Source organism: Catellatospora sp. IY07-71 (assembly GCF_018326265.1).
Lineage (GTDB): Bacteria > Actinomycetota > Actinomycetes > Mycobacteriales > Micromonosporaceae > Catellatospora.
In genome coordinates this window covers 5,983,235-5,999,108 of the sequence record NZ_AP023360.1, presented here as the reverse complement: position 1 = coordinate 5,999,108, position 15,874 = coordinate 5,983,235, and the positions used below count along the sequence as shown (strand labels likewise).

Genomic DNA, 15,874 nt, shown 5'->3' with positions numbered 1-15,874 from the left:
CGGCCGCCTCACACCCCGCTGGGGTAGGTCTCCATCTCGCCCGGCGCTGGCTGCGCGTGCAGCGGGTGTACGGCGGTGGTCTGGTCGCACCACACGAAGGCGTCGTAGCGTTCGCCCAGCCGGGTGGGCACGTAGTTGCCGGATCGTTCCCGCCCGGGGTGGTAGACGACACCGACCGCGCGGTGGTCGAGCACCTCGGTGAGCCAGGGCGGCCCTTCGGTGTCGGGGAAGATCAGCAGCGACGGGCCGGGCAGCCGGTGGTGGAGCAGATCCTCCAGCGACCCGGCCCGTGCCGGTGGCATGATCATGACCCGGCGGGGGGCGGCCCAGCCGGGGGCGGCCATGACCTGGCCGCGGTGGCAGCCGAACCCGACGAGGACCACGGCGTCGCGACCATGCCGGTGGCGGGCGAGCTGGCCGATGTTGACCATGTTGGCGGCTGCCATGTCGGTGGCGCGGGCGTCGCCGACATGGGTGTTGTGCGCCCAGACCACGGCCTTGGCCGCGGGGCCGTGGTGGTTCAGGAGCCGGTCGAGGGTGTCGGCCATGTGGATGTCGCGCACGTTCCACGAGTGCGCCCCGCCGCCGATCATGGCCCGGTAGTAGCGCTCGGCGTCGGCGACGATCTGGGCGTTCTGCCACACGTCGAACCGTGTCGCGCCGTCCAGCGACATCTGCGCGCGGGCTTGGGTCAGCAGCCGCGCGACCTCGTCCTCGCAACCGGCCGAGACGAACCGGCACGCCAGCGCGTATTCCTGGGGTTCGCGTGAGTACGGCTGGAAGCAGCGGTAGGCGTCCCAGACGGCGTCCAGGCCGGCCGGGTCGTGGTCGCGGACGTAGTCGACGATGACCTGCATCGACTCCCAGAGGCTGTAGACGTCAAGGCCGTAGAACCCGACGCGTCCGGCTGGCAGCTGGTTGAGGTTCCAGGCGCGCAGCCAGCGGCAGAACGCGGCGACCTCCGTGTTGGCCCACATCCAGGTGGGCCAGCGCGCGAACTCGTGCAGCGCCGTTATCGGATCCAGGCCGCCCGGCGCGCCGGTGACCGCGCGGTGCACCCGATTGCAGTCCGGCCAGTCGCCCTCGACCGCGACGAACGAGAACCCGCGTTCGGCGATCAAGCGGCGGGTCAGCTGCTCGCGCAGCCGGTAGAACTCATGGGTGCCGTGGCTCGCCTCGCCGAGCAGCACCAGCCGCGCGTCGCCGATCCGCTCCAGCAGCGCAGTGAAGTCGGCCGCTGTTCGCAAGGTCTGGACCAGCACGTCAGTTCACCTGCCATCCTCGCCGGACCACAGCCTCTGTATACGCCGAGGAGAAGGCCGCCCGCTGTTGAACGCGTGTTCCCGGCAGCACGCTTCCGGCGTGAACCGTTCACCCCAGCAGGAGGCTGACCGCCAGGAGGTAGATCAGGATGGACAGCAGGTCCTGCACCACGGTGGCCAGCGGACCGGAGCCGAAAGCGGGGTCGAAGCCGAGCCGGGCGAGCAGCCAGGGCAGTGCCATCGCGACGAGCGTGGCGATGGCACTGGCGGCCAGCACCGCGACGGCCACGGCAGCGGCGAGGGCGGGCTCGCCCCACACCAGAATCACGACCGGCAGTAGCACGGCCGCCAGCAGCAGTCCCACCAGCAGCCCGGTGAGTGCCTCGCGGGCGGCGATGCGGCCGATGCCCACGCCGACGGACAGCCCTCGGATGGCCACGGTCTCGGTCTGTGTGCCGACCGCGTCGGCGAGGTAGACGATGCCTGGGATGAAGTACGCGATGGCGATGTTGTCGGCGAGCTGGTCTTCGAAGCCGGCCACCAGCGCGGCGGACAGCAGCGCACCGGCCAGCCCCACGGCCAGCCACGGCATCCGGTGCCACAGCCGGCGGGCGACGCTCTCCTCGCTGGCGGTGCGGGCTCCGGCGGTGGTGTGCAGGAAGCCGCCGATCCGTGCGAGGTCCTCGTCGTGCTCTTCGAGCAGCACTCCGAGAAGTTGCTGCGGCGGGATGAGGCCACGGAAGCGTCCTTGGCCGTCGACGACGGCGAGACCCGGTTCGCCGTGCTGTACGGCCTTCCAGGCGGCGCGTTCCTGATCGGTGCCCGGGGCCACCCGCGGCGGGTCGGGGTCCATGACGGAGCCGACCGTCCGGTCGCCGGGCGCGGCGAGCAGGCGTTCGATGGTCGCCAGACCGACCAGGACGCCCGCCCGGCAGACCGCGACGACCGCCGCGCTGTCGTAGTCCTGCCCGCGCATGGCGGCCAGCACGGCGTCGACGGTGTCGTGCGGAGCGGCGACCGGCACCCGTGAGCTCGCATGCCGGGCTGCGGTGCCGAGCGGCTCGACGGGGGCGACATCGCTGTCCCGCATCAGGCCCACGACTCAGGGTCAGGCCGCCACGCCGCGTTGCCCGATCCGCGCCCGCGAGCATCGCCGTGATGACGAAACATGATCATCTGCCCCTCCGCGGCGCCGTGGCCGGAAGCTGACCGCCCGATAACCCCATTGTCCGGGCCGGCCGGCCCGGATGGAGCCATTAGTCCGCGCCCGGGCGACTTCGATCGACCTCGAAGCGGTGACCGGATTTCGGTCTAGAGTGCCAGGTGGGATGGTGGGTATCGCGAGGGGGCGCGACATGGCAGCCGGGTCCGTGGCCACCGACGTGGTGGCAGTCGACCTGCCCGACGACGTAAACGTGATCATCGGGCAGTCGCATTTCATCAAGACGGTGGACGACCTGCACGAGGCGCTGGTCGGGGTCGGTGCGCAGCTTCGTTTCGGCATCGGGTTCTGTGAGGCGTCCGGTGCCCGCCTGGTGCGGCGTTCCGGCAACGACGGCGAGCTGACCGGGCTGGCGGTCGACGCGGCACGCCGGATCGGTGCCGGGCACTGCTTCGTGGTGATGTTGCGCGAGGGTTTCCCGGTCAACGTGCTGAACCAGGTCAAGTCCGTGCCGGAGGTGTGCACGGTCTTCTGCGCCACGGCCAACCCGGTGCAGGTGCTGGTCGCCGTGACCGAGCTGGGCCGGGGGGTGCTCGGCGTCGTCGACGGCGGGCCGCCGCTGGGCGTGGAGACGGACGCGGACGCCGACACCCGGCGCGAGCTGCTCCGCGAGCTCGGATACAAGCTGTGACCGAGCCGGATCATGGCGATCGGTAGGGCACGTTTCGGCGGCAGGCACCTGTCCGCGCCGGTCAAGTCCGGGCCGCCGCGCGAGCCGCCCCGGCCTGCGCCGGCGCCGCCGCCGTGGTGGCGAAGGTGGCTGCTGCCGGTCGGCCTCGCCGTAACCGCGCTGCTGCTGCTCGTGCCGATGTTCGCCCGCCCATCGCCGCAGCCGCTGTCCTACAGCGAGTTCCTGGCGAAGCTGGACGCCGGTGCGGTCACCTCGGTGACCGTGGCGCAGGACGGCGCCCTGCAGGGGAGGCTGACCGACGGTGCGGCGTTCACCAGCCAGATCCCCACCGCGCTGGATCCGGCGCCGCTGACGGCGCAGCTTCGCGCCAAGAACGTGCAGATCACCGCGACGCGCGACAGCGGGTCGTGGTGGGCGGTGCTGCTGAGCTTCCTCCCGCTCCTGCTGCTGCTCGCGTTCTTCTACTGGACGGGCCGGCGGGCCCAGGGCGCGCTGGCCGATGGCGTCACCGGGTTCGGCCGCTCCAGAGCGAAGATCATCGAGGCGCAGCGGCCCATGACACGGTTCGCCGACGTCGCCGGGTACGAGGGCGTCAAGCAGGAGATCGGCGAGATCGTCGACTTCCTGCGCGCACCGGACCGCTACGCTTCCGCGGGGGCCAAGGGACCCCGCGGCGTGCTCATGGTCGGTCCGCCGGGAACCGGCAAGACCCTGCTCGGCCGGGCGGTCGCCGGAGAGGCCGAGGTGCCGTTCCTGTCGGTCACCGGCTCGGCGTTCGTGGAGATGTTCGTCGGCGTCGGCGCGTCCCGGGTGCGTGACCTGTTCGAGGAGGCCCGCCGGCGCGCTCCGTCGATCATCTTTATCGACGAGATCGACGCGATCGGCGGCCGCCGCGGCGGTCACGGCCGCATCGGCGACGACGAGCGCGAGCAGACCCTCAACCAGCTGCTGGCCGAGATGGACGGGTTCGACCAGCGCTCCGGCATCGTCGTACTGGCCGCCACCAACCGGCCCGAAAGCCTCGACCCGGCCCTGCTGCGCCCAGGGCGCTTCGACCGCCAGGTCGTCATCCCGCTGCCCAACCAGGCCGAGCGGGCCGCGATCCTCGCGGTGCACGTACGCGGCAAGCACCTGGCACCTGACGTCGACCTGCTGATGGTCGCCCGCGCCACGCCGGGCTTCTCCGGCGCCGACCTGGAGAACCTGGTCAACGAGGCGGCGATCCGGGCGGTACGGGCCGACCGCACCACGATCGAGGCGACCGACATCGACGCCGCCCGTGACCGGTTGCTGCTAGGCCGCAGGGAGACCTCCAACGCGCTGCTGCCGGAGGAGCGTCGTGCCGTCGCCGTCCATGAATCCGGGCACGCGCTGCTGGCGGCGCTGTGCCCACATGCCGACCCGATCGCGAAAGTGACGATCCTGCCCGCCGGGATGGCGCTGGGAGCGACCGAGCAGCTACCCGAGGCCGAGCGCCACCTGTACCACGAGGGCTACCTCACCGACCTGCTCACCGTGAAGCTCGGCGGCCGCTCGGCCGAGCTGCTGGTCCTCGGGGTCGGTTCGACCGGCGCCGCCAACGACCTCGCGGCGGCCACCCAGATCGCGACGAGGATGGTGCGCGAGTTCGGCCTGTCCCAGGTGCTCGGCCCGGTCGGCTACGCCACAAGCGCGCCCCACTTCCTCGGCGAGGAGCCCGACGAGCAGCCGCACCGGCCGTATTCGGAGCAGACCCAGCAGATCGTCGACCGCGAGGTCGGCCGCCTGTTGCGCGAGGCCCAGGACCGCGCCCTGGCGATGCTCCGCGAGCACGAGACACAGCTGCGCGACCTCGCCGAGCTCCTCGAACGGCAGGAGACCGTCGACGGCGGCGTCGTCCTTGACGTCCTGGCCGGCCACCACCCGGGTGCTCCGACGGACCAGGCCGCAGCCGGCGATCGATAAGGGGGTGAAAGGCCACGGCGGGCGAGCGCATTTCGCCGTCCCCGAGGACGGTCCTGCGGTATCACCGAGGGAGGCGGGTCGAAGGGGCCGAGATCATGGATCAGGTGCAGCCAGGGCAGTCGGACGACATCCTGCAGGCATATCAGCATGCCGCCGAGGTCGGCGGGCGGGCGCCGTCGGTGCACAACACCCAGCCCTGGCGCTGGTACACCAGCCGGACCGGGTTGGAGCTGCGGGCCGACCGCAGCCGCCAGTTGCCGGCCGCCGACCCGGACGGCAGGCTGCTGACGATCAGCTGCGGAGCGGCGCTGCACCACGCCCGGCTGGCGCTGTCGGCGGCGGGCTGGGTGCCCCAGGTGGCCCGCATGCACGATCCGAGGTCGGAGGACCGGTTCGCATGGATCACCGTTGCCGAGCATGCGGCCCCCACCGCTCAGGACCGCCGCCTATTCGAGGAGATCGACATCCGGCACACCGACCGCCGTCCCACGGTGGAGCTGCCGGTGCCGGCCGAGGCGCTGGCGCTGATCCGGCAGGCCGCCGCCGACGAGGGCGCCGGGCTGCACTGGCTTGGCCGACCAGACCTAGACGACCTGGCAGTTGCGGCCGCCACCGCCAACGAGATCGGGCTGGCCGAGCCCGACCAGCGCGCCGAGATGGACTACTGGGTCGGCGGCCGCCGCCCGGCCCGCACCGGCGTGCCCAGCGACGCGGTGCCCGAGCGGGCGGCGCAGACCGACGTGCCCGACCGGGACTTCGGCCACCCCGGCACCCTCGGGGTGGGGGAGGGCCACGCCCGCTCGGCGGTGTACGGCCTGCTCTACCGGCCCGGTGACGGCCCGGAGGACTGGCTGCGGGCGGGAGAGGCGCTGTCGGCGTGCTGGCTGAAGGCCACCGACCTGGGCGTCGCCGTCCTGCCGCTCAGCTCGGTCATCGAGGTCCCGGCGACCCGCGAGGTCCTGCGGCGGATGCTGTCCGGCGTCGGCCATCCGCTGCTGGTGCTGCGGTTCGGGCTGGCCGGCCCGGACCAGCCCCCGGTGCCGGGCACGCCGCGGCTGCCCGCCGAACGGGTGGTGCGGCCGGGACCGTTCCCGCAGCCGTGAGCCGTCGGTGTCACCAGTTCGCCACCAGCCACCACGCCGCCCACACCAGCAGCACCGCGACCAGCACCGCCACCAGCGGCGTCCAGTCACGGCCGCCCGTCCTGCCGCCGCGCATCGTCAACCGGACCGGGCGAGCAGCGAGATGAGGTCGACGTCGGCCGCGACCCCGCGGCGGTCCATGGCTGATTGCTCATCACCTGGACCGCGCGGACAGCTGCTGCGTTCTCCCGGCCGTTCTCGTTCCATGATCTTCATGGTCTGCTCCTGCCGGCTGCAGGGGGTCGACGCCTCGGCGAGCGGGTCTACCGCGCTATGTCCGACATGCCCCGGTGTCACCTTTGCCATATGACTCAGACCTCCTCGGTCCCCCTATATCCTGCGCCGGGTGCCGCCCCGTGTCGACGGGGCCGTAAGCCCTTAAACAGGTGATTTTCTGCCTGCCTGGGCCGCTGCGAGGGCCGGGTGGGCGCTCCGCCCGCCGCGCCCCGCGGCCCTGCGGTCGCGGCGCGGAACCGCACGATCCGCCCCGCGACGACACCTCCCGCGGGATCATGTGAGGGGCAGCCGGAGGCAGACGATGGACCAGCCCGCAGTACGTGATGTGATGACAGCCGACGTCCTGACCGTCGACCTCGACGTGCCCTACGCCGAGATCGCCGCGCTACTGGCCGAGCACCGGATCAACGCCGTGCCCGTCCTGGACGATCTACGCCGCCTGGCCGGGATCGTCACCGAGGGCGACCTGCTGCGGCGCGTCGAGTTCCTCGGCGAGCCGGCAGACGCCACGCACCTGCTGGAACGGCCCTCGCGCAGAGCCGCGCGCGAGAAGGCCAGGGCCGCGGTCGCCCGGCAGCTGATGACCGTTCCCGCCGTCACCGTGTCGCCTGACGCCGCGGTCGCCGACGCAGCCCGGCTCATGGCCGACCGGAACATCAAACAGCTGCCCGTGGTGGACCGGCAGGGACGGCTCGTCGGGATCGTCGCGCGGCGCAACCTGCTCGCGGTCTTCAAGCGGGCCGACGCCGACATCAGAGCCGAGATCGTCGAGTCGATACTGCGCCGGGCGCTGCACCTGGAACCGGACGCCGTCACCGTCGACGTCCGCGACGGCGTCGTCACCCTCAGCGGCATGGTCCGGCAGGCCAGCAAGGCCCAGATCGCGGTACGGCTCGCCGAGGCGGTCACCGGGGTCACCGCCGTGCTCGACCACATCAGGTTCGAACTCGACGACGAGCGGGCGGGTCGGCCTGCGGGGGAGCCCGGGGAAGGCTCCGGCCCGCTGCTGGTGGTGGGCGTCGACGGATCCGACGGCGGCCGGGAAGCGCTGAGCTGGGCGGTCGCGCACGCCGCCGACGTCGGCGGTTCGGTGCTGGCGGTCGCGGCATGGCACTGGCTCGAGGACGACCTCTCGACGACCCTGGAAGTCGACGAGCGGCAGCACCTGTCCGACATGCTCGCTCGGGAGGTCGAGGCCCTGCCCGCGCGGCAGCGGGCGGCCGTGCCGCTGCGTACGAAGACGGTGCGTGGCCGGCCGGCCGAGGTGCTGTGCGCGGAGTCGGCCGGCGCGGCGCTGCTGGTTCTGGGACGTCACGGGCACAGCCGTGCTCGCGCCGCACGCGCGGGTTCGGTGAGCGAGGAGTGCATCCGCAGGGCGCCATGCCCGGTGGTGGTCGTGCCCCGGCCGCACCATGAGCCCGCGGCTGCGGCGAAGGCGCCGGCGGGGCCGGGCTGAGCCCTACGCCGCAGCCGCCTACCCCCGCACGGATAGGAACGATTCGGGGACCTCGGCACGGTGCCACAGGACTTCGGTCCCTAGCCGCAATGGCGCAGTGAGAGCGACGGTCGGAGAACGGGGGGTGACCGTGAAGACCATGTCAGCGACCGTCGTACGGTATGACCGGTTGCGGGAGCAGTTCAGCTGGGCCGCGGAACGCCGGGCACTGGCGGGCCTGCCCTCCGGTGGGGTGAACATCGGTTACGAGTCGGTCGACCGCCACGTGCTCGCCGGAGCGGGGGACAGGGCGGCGCTGCGTTGCGTGTCCCGCGACGGGGTCGTCGACGTCAGCTACGGCCAGCTGCTGGCGCGTACGAGCAGGTTCGCCAACCTGCTCACCCACCTGGGTGTCGGGCGTGGTGAGCGGGTGTTCTCGCTGCTGGGCCGCGTGCCGGAGCTGTACGTGACGGCGCTGGGAACACTGCGGCACGCCGGCGCCTACTCGCCGCTGTTCGCCGCGTTCGGCCCGGAACCGGTCCGGGAACGCCTGGCGCGCGGGGACGCCGCCGTGCTCGTGACCTCGCCGGAGTTGTACGAGCGCAGGGTGGCGCCGATCCGCGATCAGCTGCCCATGCTGCGCCACGTCCTGGTGACCGGGGAGGACCCGCCGCCAGGCGCCCTGAGCCTCGATGTCGAGCTGTCCTACATGAGCGATGCGTTCGAGGTGCCCCCGACCGATCCGCAGGAGATCGCACTGCTGCACTTCAGCAGCGGTACGACCGGCCGGCCGAAAGGCGCCGTGCACGTGCACGAGGCGGTCGTGGCGCACCGCGCGACCGCGCAGCTGGCCCTCGACCTGCGCGCCGACGACGTGTTCTGGTGCACCGCAGACCCGGGCTGGGTGACCGGTACGTCGTACGGGATCGTCGCACCGCTGGCGCTCGGCGCCACGGTGCTGGTCGACGCGGAGGAGTTCGACGCCCGCCGCTGGTATGCGCGGCTGGCCGAACACCGGGTGAGCGTCTGGTACACCGCGCCGACCGCATTGCGCATGCTGATGCGCCATCCGGCGAGCCTGCCGGCTTCGTTCGACCTGTCCGCGCTGCGGCACATCGCATCGGTGGGCGAGCCGCTCAACCCCGAGGTGGTGACCTGGGGCGCGCAGGTGCTCGGCCATCCGGTGCACGACAACTGGTGGCAGACCGAAACCGGCGCGATCATGATCGGCAACATGCCCGGCGTCGAGATCCGGCCCGGGTCGATGGGTCTGGCCATGCCCGGCGTCGAGGCCGGCCTCGCGGAGCAGGGCGAGGACGGGCGGGCCCGGGTCACGCCCGTCTCGGGCGTCGAGCTGGTGACACGACCGGACACGGTCGGCGAGATCGTGCTGCGCCGGGGCTGGCCGTCGATGTTCCGCGGCTACCTGCACGAACCGGAGCGCTACGCGCACAGCTTCGCCGGGGACTGGTACCTCACCGGCGATCTGGCACGCCGCGACGCCGACGGCTACTTCTGGTTCGTCGGACGCGCCGACGACGTGATCAAGTCTGCGGGTCATCTGATCGGCCCGTTCGAGGTCGAGAGCGTGCTCATGGAGCACCCGGCCGTCGCCGAGGCCGGAGTCATCGGCAGACCCGATCCGGTCGTCGGTGAGATCGTCAAGGCGTTCGTATCGATCCGGCCAGGCGTCGAAGCCACCGACGAGCTGCGCCTGGAGCTGCTCGGCTTCGCGCGGCGCCGACTGGGCGCCGTGGCGCCCAGGGAGATCGCCTTCGACGACAGCCTGCCGCACACCCGCAGCGGCAAGGTGATGCGACGGCTGCTGAAGGCACGCGAACTCGGCCTGCCCGAAGGTGACCTGTCCACGCTGGAGACGGGGGAGCGGCGATGAAGACCGCGACGGCCGGACCGCGCCCGGCGGCCCCCGGACGGGCGGGTCCTGCGCACCGGCGTGATCTGCTGCGCCAGATGCTGCGCATCCGCCGGTTCGAGGAGCGGTGCGTCGAGCTGTACAGCGCGACGAAGATCCGCGGGTTCCTGCACCTGTACATCGGCGAGGAGGCCGTCGCGGCCGGGGTGATGGCCGCCCTCGAACCGGCCGACGCGGTCGTGTCGACCTACCGCGAGCACGGCCACGCCCTGGCCCGGGGCGTGCCCATGGACGCGATCATGGCCGAGATGTACGGCAAGGCCACCGGGTGCAGCCGCGGCCGCGGCGGCTCCATGCACCTGTTCGACCGGGCGACCAACTTCCACGGCGGCAGCGCCATCGTCGGCGGCGGGCTGCCCCTGGCCGTCGGCCTGGCCCTGGCCGACCGGATGGCCGGCCGCAGCCGGGTGACCGCCTGCTTCTTCGGCGACGGCGCGGTCGCCGAGGGCGAATTCCACGAATGCCTCAACCTCGCCGCTCTGTGGCACCTGCCGGTGCTGTTCCTGTGCGAGAACAACCTCTACGCCATGGGCACCCGCATCGACCGCGCCCAGGCCAACACCGACCTGGCAGCCCGCGCCGCGACATACGGCATGACCGCCCACGCCGTCGACGGCATGGACGTCCGCGTAGTGGAGAAGGCCGCACGCCGAGCGGCCGCCGCGGTGCGTGCCACAGGCAGCCCGTACTTCCTGGAGCTGCGTACCTACCGGTTCCGGGCCCACTCCATGTACGACCCGGATCGCTACCGGGACAAGGCGGAGATCGCTCGCTGGCAGCAGCGCGATCCGATCGATACCCTCGCCCGGCGGATGATCTCCGACGGAGAACTCGACGAACCCGGGCTGGCGCAGCTGAACGCCGACGTCGAAGCCGAGGTGGCCGCGTCGGTCACCGCCGCGGAGCAGGCACCGGTCGAGCCGGTGGACCAGCTCACCCGCTTCGTCTACGCAGAAGACGAAGGCCTGCCATGACCGCGGCGACCGCCACCGCGCAGGCGGAGCTCACCTACCGCGAGGCGGTCCGGGAGGCGATCCGCGACGCGATGCGCCGCGACGAGCGCGTGTTCCTGATGGGCGAGGACGTCGGCCCGTACGGCGGGGCGTTCGGGGTGAGCCTGGGCCTGCTGGAGGAGTTCGGCGCCGACCGCATCCGCGACACCCCGCTGTCGGAGTCCGCGTTCGTCGGCGCGGGCATCGGCGCCGCCATGGGCGGCATGCGTCCCATCGTCGAGATCATGACCGTGAACTTCAGCCTGCTCGCCCTCGACCAGATCCTAAACAACGCCGCGACGCTGCTGCACATGTCCGGCGGGCAATTCGGCGCACCGCTGGTCATCCGCATGACCACCGGCGGCGGCCGGCAACTGGCCGCACAGCATTCGCACAGCCTGGAAGGCTGGTACGCCCACATCCCCGGGCTGCGGATCCTCGCCCCGGCCACCGTCGCCGACGCCCGCGGCATGCTCTGGCCCGCACTACGCTGCCCCGACCCGGTCCTCATCTTCGAACACGGCAGCCTCTACAACGCCACCGGCTCGCCGGCCGGGCACGACAGCGCCGACATCACCACCGCGGCGATCCGGCGCACCGGCTCCGACGTGACGATCGTCGCCTACGGCGGCACTCTGGGCACCGCTCTGAACGCCGCGGACCGGCTCGCCGAGCAGAGCATCAGCGCCGACGTCATCGACCTGCGGGTGCTGCGTCCGCTCGACGACGCGACGATCATGGAGTCGGTGCGCCGCACCCACCGGGCGGTGGTCGTCGACGAGGGCTGGCGCAGCGGCAGCCTCTCCGCCGAGATCGCCGCCCGCATCACCGAGCAGGCCTTCTACGACCTCGACGCCCCGGTGGGACGGGTCTGCTCCGCCGAGGTGCCGATGCCGTACGCCGCCCACCTCGAACAGGCGGCCCTGCCGCAGCCCGGCGCAGTTGTCGACGCGGTCCGGGCGGTGGCCGCATGAAGTCGGAGTTCCGCATGCCGTCGCTGGGCGCCGACATGGACCACGGCACCCTCGTCGAGTGGCTGGTGCATCCCGGCCAGCAGGTGCGCAGGGGCGACGTCGTCGCCGTGGTCGACACCGCCAAGGCCAACGTCGAAGTGGAGTGCTTCACCAGCGGCGTCGTCGACCAACTGCTCGTCGAGCCGGGCGTCCGGGTGCCGGTCGGCGCCGTGCTCGCCACGATCACCACCGGCGGACCGGAGCCGGAACCGGCCCCGGCCGCCCCGCGGCCCGCACCGGCGACGCCTGCCACCGGAGCCGTCCCGTCGCCGGTCACCTCACCCCTGGTACGCCGCCTGGCGGACGCCGCACACGTCGACCTGGGCACCGTGCACGGCACCGGGCCCGGTGGACGCGTCACCCACGCGGACGTCCGAGCGGCTGCATCCGAGACGGCGCCGACCTCTGCGGCCGTCGCGGCGGTCCGCATCCGGTCCTCACCACATGCCCGCAAGCTGGCGCAGGAGCTCGGTGTGCCGCTGACCGGCATCGCCGGGTCAGGCCCCGGTGGAGCGGTACGCGCCGCCGACGTGACTGCCGCGGCTGCGGCGTTCGCGGCAGCTCCGGCACGTGCCGGAACGGCTGATCGCACCATGGCGATCCGGGCGCAGATCGCGACGTCGATGGCCCGCGCGAAGCGCGAGATACCGCACTACTACCTCACCGAGACGCTCGATCTCGAGGCCGCGCTTCGCCGGCTGCGGGAGCACAACCGCACCGTGCCCGTGGCCGAGCGCATCCTGCCCGCCGCGCTCCTGCTCAAAGCCGCCGCCATGGCCGTGGCCACGGTGCCCGACCTCAACGGCTTCCACACCGGCACCGCCTTCCACCGCAGCGCAGCCGTGCACCTGGGCGTGGCGATCTCGCTGCGCGAAGGCGGCCTGGTGGCACCGGCCATCCACGACGCCGACAAGCTCACCGTGCCCGACCTCATGGCCGCCCTCAAAGACCTGGTCGCGCGTACCCGCGCCGGGCGGCTGCGCGCCGCCGAACTCGCCGACCCCACCATCACCGTGTCCAGCCTGGGCGAGCAGGGCGTCGACACCATCCACGGGGTCATCTACCCGCCGCAGGTGGCCCTCGTCGGGTTCGGCACGATCCGCGACCGGCCCTGCGCCGTCGCCGGGCTTTTAGGTGTACACCCGACGGTCACCGCCAGTCTCGCAGCAGATCACCGGGTCACCGACGGGATCAGCGGCGCCCGCTACCTGCTTGCCGTCGAACGCCTGCTCAGCCACCCGGAGAAGCTGCTGTGACCTGGAGGAAGCGGGCACTCGGGCACCGCGAAGCGGCCCGGCCCGTCACCCCCTGCCGATGTCCGCCGGCTTCTCGCTGTGGACGATGGCGAAGGCGTTCGCGAGCGTCTCGAGGTGCTCCGGGGAGTATCGCTCGTCGTCGAGAGCAGTCTTGATCTTCTTGAGGATCAACGCCTCGACGTCCCGCTGCAACCCGAAGAACTCCTCGTCGGTCATGGCCATGACAACCACGCCCTCCCTGGCAGTGAACATCCAAGCCCTTGCACGGACGGGGCTACCAGCCATCCTATGGCCGGCATCCGCGACTGGACCGGAAACATCCGGTAGACACGGCCCTGGGTTCCCTATCGTGGGAGATGGGCCGAGCCGCCGGAGGTGGTGACGATGGGCGAGCCGATCAGTCGGGTCGTGCTGCCGATTGCGCATGTCGACCGTCCAGGTCTGACGACCTACGACGCTAAGGACCCCGACACGACGTACCCGCCGATCGAACCGCTCCTGCCGCCGCAGCAGGCGCCGAACGTGCTGGTCATGTTGATCGACGACTGTGGCTTCGGCGCGTCCAGCGCGTTCGGCGGCCCCGTCAGCACGCCGACGTTCGAGCGCCTGGCAGCAGGCGGGCTGCGCTACACCCGGTTTCACACCACCGCCCTATGCTCGCCGACGAGGGCGGCCCTGCTCAGCGGGCGCAATCACCACTCGGTCGGGATGGGTGGGGTCACCGAGATGGCCACGTCCGCACCGGGATACAGCTCCGTGCGGCCCAACACCAAGGCACCGCTGCCGGAGATCCTGAAGCTGAACGGCTACTCGACCGCGCAGTTCGGCAAGTGCCACGAGGTGCCGGTCTGGCAGACCAGCCCGATGGGACCGTTTGACGCCTGGCCGAGCGCCGGCGGCGGGTTCGAGTACTTCTACGGGTTCATCGGCGGTGAAACCAACCAGTACGCCCCGTCGATCTACCGGAACACCGTGCCGGTGGAGCCGCCACGGACTCCGGAGCAGGGCTACCACTTCACCGAGGACATGACCGATCAGGCCATCGCGTGGGTGAGCCAGCAGAAGGCGCTGATGGGCGCCAAACCGTTCTTCGTCTACTGGGCGCCTGGTGCCACGCACGCGCCGCACCATGTTCCGGTGGAGTGGTCGGACAGGTATCGGGGCCGGTTCGAAGACGGCTGGGACAGGCTGCGCGAGCGCACCTTCGCCAGGCAGCAGGAGATCGGGGTCGTCCCGCCCGACGCGCAGCTGACCGTTCGCCCTGCCGAGATTCCGGCCTGGGAGGACATGCCCGACGACCTCAAGCCCGTGCTGGCGCGGCAGATGGAGGTCTACGCCGGGTTCCTGGAGCACACCGACCACCACGCGGGCCGGCTCATCGACGCGCTGGCCGACCTCGGAGTGCTGGACGACACGCTGATCTACTGCATCATCGGCGACAACGGCGCGTCGGCCGAGGGCACCCTGCACGGCACCTTCAACGAGCACATCATCCTCAACGGCATCGAGGGCCTGGAGACCGCAGAGTTCATGGCGTCCCGTATCGGCGACTTCGGCACGCCCAGGGCGTACAACCACTACGCGGTGGGCTGGGCGCACGCGATGGACACCCCGTACCAGTGGACCAAACAGGTCGCCTCGCACTGGGGTGGCACCCGCAACGGCACGATCGTGCACTGGCCGGCTGGGATCACGGCCCGCGGCCGGCTGCGCCACCAGTTCCACCACGTGATCGACGTGGCGCCGACGGTGCTGGAGGCGGCGGGGCTGCCGCAGCCGAGCTTCGTCCATGGCGTGCAGCAGGCCGCGATGGAGGGCGTGTCGATGGCGTACTCCTTCGACGACCCGGGTGCCGATGAGCGGCACGAGACCCAGTATTTCGAGATGTTCGTCAACCGGGGGATCTACCACAAGGGCTGGACGGCGGTCACCCGGCATTCGGTGCCGTGGTCGTTCGTCCAAGGGCGGCTGCCCGCCTACGACGACGACGCGTGGGAACTGTACGGACCCGACGATTGGACCCAGGCCCGCGACCTGGCCGCCGAGCAACCCGAGAAGCTGCGGGAACTGCAGCGGCTGTTCCTCATCGAGGCCGCCAAGTACCAGGTTCTGCCGCTGGATGACCGCCGCCCCGAACGTTTCAACGCCGACCTGGCCGGCCGGCCGACCCTGATCCGCGGCGACAGGCAGCTGATCTACGGCGGCATGGGCCGGCTGAGCGAGAACTCGGTGATCATCGTCAAGAACAAGTCGCACGCAATCACCGCGCAGGTCACTGTTCCACAAGACGGGGCCCGGGGCGTCGTCGTGGCGCAGGGCGGCACGTTCGGCGGCTGGTCGCTGTACGTCAAGGACGGCAGACCTGCGTACTGCTACAACCTCTTCGGCCTCAAGACGTTCATCGTGGTCGGCAATCAGCCGATCCCGCCGGGCGATCACCAGGTGCGGATGGAGTTCGTCTACGACGGCGGCGGCCTCGGCAAGGGCGGCACCGTCCTGCTCTACCTGGACGGCGTCCAGGTCGGCGAGGGCCGCGTCGATGCCACCGTGCCGATGGTCTTCTCCGCCGACGAGACCACCGACATCGGCAACGACACGGCTACGACGGTCAGCCCGGACTACGGTCCCCACGAGGCCGCGTTCACCGGGCGGGTCCACTGGGTCGAGATCACTCTCGGACAGGATGCCGAAGACGCAGACCACCTGATCAGCCCCGACGAACGGTTCAAGATCGCTATGGTCCGGCAGTAATCCGCCGCACCGACAAGCCACTACTGTCCGGGCTGCGGTACGCGCAAGCCTCGCGG

Annotated in this window: 13 protein-coding genes; 9 read left to right on the top strand and 4 right to left on the bottom strand. The window is 71.5% G+C overall.

Annotated elements, in window-relative coordinates; all coding sequences use genetic code 11:
- Positions 1 to 8: 8 nt before the first annotated feature.
- Entirely contained in the window at positions 9 to 1,262 is a 1,254-nt protein-coding gene (locus CS0771_RS26755; protein WP_212843575.1) for an erythromycin esterase family protein, read from the bottom strand.
- A gap of 109 nt (positions 1,263 to 1,371) precedes the next feature.
- Positions 1,372 to 2,352, bottom strand: a complete 981-nt coding sequence (locus CS0771_RS26750; RefSeq protein ID WP_212843574.1) for a magnesium transporter — start codon at positions 2,350 to 2,352, stop codon at positions 1,372 to 1,374.
- Positions 2,353 to 2,617: 265 nt separating this feature from the next.
- Here CS0771_RS26750 and CS0771_RS26745 point away from each other — a divergent pair, with 265 nt between their 5' ends.
- From CS0771_RS26745 to CS0771_RS26735, 3 genes are all read left to right on the top strand, one after another.
- Positions 2,618 to 3,115 (top strand): adenosine-specific kinase, encoded by a 498-nt coding sequence (locus CS0771_RS26745; protein ID WP_212843573.1) that lies wholly within the window; start codon positions 2,618 to 2,620, stop codon positions 3,113 to 3,115.
- A 12-nt stretch (positions 3,116 to 3,127) separates the two neighbouring features.
- A complete protein-coding gene (gene ftsH / locus CS0771_RS26740) occupies positions 3,128 to 5,059 on the top strand; it encodes an ATP-dependent zinc metalloprotease FtsH (RefSeq protein WP_212843572.1) in 1,932 nt (643 codons plus the stop codon).
- A 95-nt stretch (positions 5,060 to 5,154) separates the two neighbouring features.
- Positions 5,155 to 6,162 (top strand): nitroreductase, encoded by a 1,008-nt coding sequence (locus CS0771_RS26735; RefSeq protein WP_244871046.1) that lies wholly within the window; start codon positions 5,155 to 5,157, stop codon positions 6,160 to 6,162.
- Between the two features lie 117 nt (positions 6,163 to 6,279).
- On the opposite strand, the gene CS0771_RS26730 is transcribed toward CS0771_RS26735, so the two are convergent.
- Positions 6,280 to 6,417: a hypothetical protein gene (locus CS0771_RS26730; protein WP_212843571.1), complete on the bottom strand. Its 138-nt coding sequence runs from the start codon at positions 6,415 to 6,417 to the stop codon at positions 6,280 to 6,282.
- Positions 6,418 to 6,766: 349 nt separating this feature from the next.
- Here CS0771_RS26730 and CS0771_RS26725 point away from each other — a divergent pair, with 349 nt between their 5' ends.
- From CS0771_RS26725 to CS0771_RS26705, 5 genes are all read left to right on the top strand, one after another.
- Entirely contained in the window at positions 6,767 to 7,894 is a 1,128-nt protein-coding gene (locus tag CS0771_RS26725; protein WP_212843570.1) for a CBS domain-containing protein, read from the top strand.
- A gap of 139 nt (positions 7,895 to 8,033) precedes the next feature.
- Positions 8,034 to 9,767 carry an acetate--CoA ligase gene (acsA, locus tag CS0771_RS26720; RefSeq protein WP_212843569.1) on the top strand — a complete coding sequence of 578 codons (1,734 nt, stop codon included), beginning with the start codon at positions 8,034 to 8,036 and terminating at the stop codon, positions 9,765 to 9,767.
- Positions 9,764 to 10,780 carry a pyruvate dehydrogenase (acetyl-transferring) E1 component subunit alpha gene (pdhA, locus tag CS0771_RS26715; RefSeq protein WP_212843568.1) on the top strand — a complete coding sequence of 339 codons (1,017 nt, stop codon included), beginning with the start codon at positions 9,764 to 9,766 and terminating at the stop codon, positions 10,778 to 10,780. Before acsA ends, pdhA begins: the two co-directional genes overlap by 4 nt.
- Positions 10,777 to 11,772, top strand: a complete 996-nt coding sequence (locus CS0771_RS26710; protein ID WP_212843567.1) for an alpha-ketoacid dehydrogenase subunit beta — start codon at positions 10,777 to 10,779, stop codon at positions 11,770 to 11,772. The genes pdhA and CS0771_RS26710 overlap by 4 nt, the downstream gene beginning before the upstream one ends.
- Positions 11,769 to 13,067: a dihydrolipoamide acetyltransferase family protein gene (locus CS0771_RS26705; protein ID WP_212843566.1), complete on the top strand. Its 1,299-nt coding sequence runs from the start codon at positions 11,769 to 11,771 to the stop codon at positions 13,065 to 13,067. Before CS0771_RS26710 ends, CS0771_RS26705 begins: the two co-directional genes overlap by 4 nt.
- Positions 13,068 to 13,112: 45 nt before the next feature.
- Here CS0771_RS26705 and CS0771_RS26700 read toward each other — a convergent pair whose 3' ends face one another.
- The gene (locus CS0771_RS26700; RefSeq protein WP_212843565.1) at positions 13,113 to 13,283 is read right to left on the bottom strand and encodes a hypothetical protein; all 171 of its coding nucleotides are present in this window, start codon (positions 13,281 to 13,283) and stop codon (positions 13,113 to 13,115) included.
- 168 nt (positions 13,284 to 13,451) lie between these two features.
- On the opposite strand from CS0771_RS26700, the gene CS0771_RS26695 reads away from it, so the two are divergent.
- Positions 13,452 to 15,818 carry an arylsulfatase gene (locus tag CS0771_RS26695; protein WP_212843564.1) on the top strand — a complete coding sequence of 789 codons (2,367 nt, stop codon included), beginning with the start codon at positions 13,452 to 13,454 and terminating at the stop codon, positions 15,816 to 15,818.
- The last annotated feature ends 56 nt before the right edge of the window (positions 15,819 to 15,874 follow it).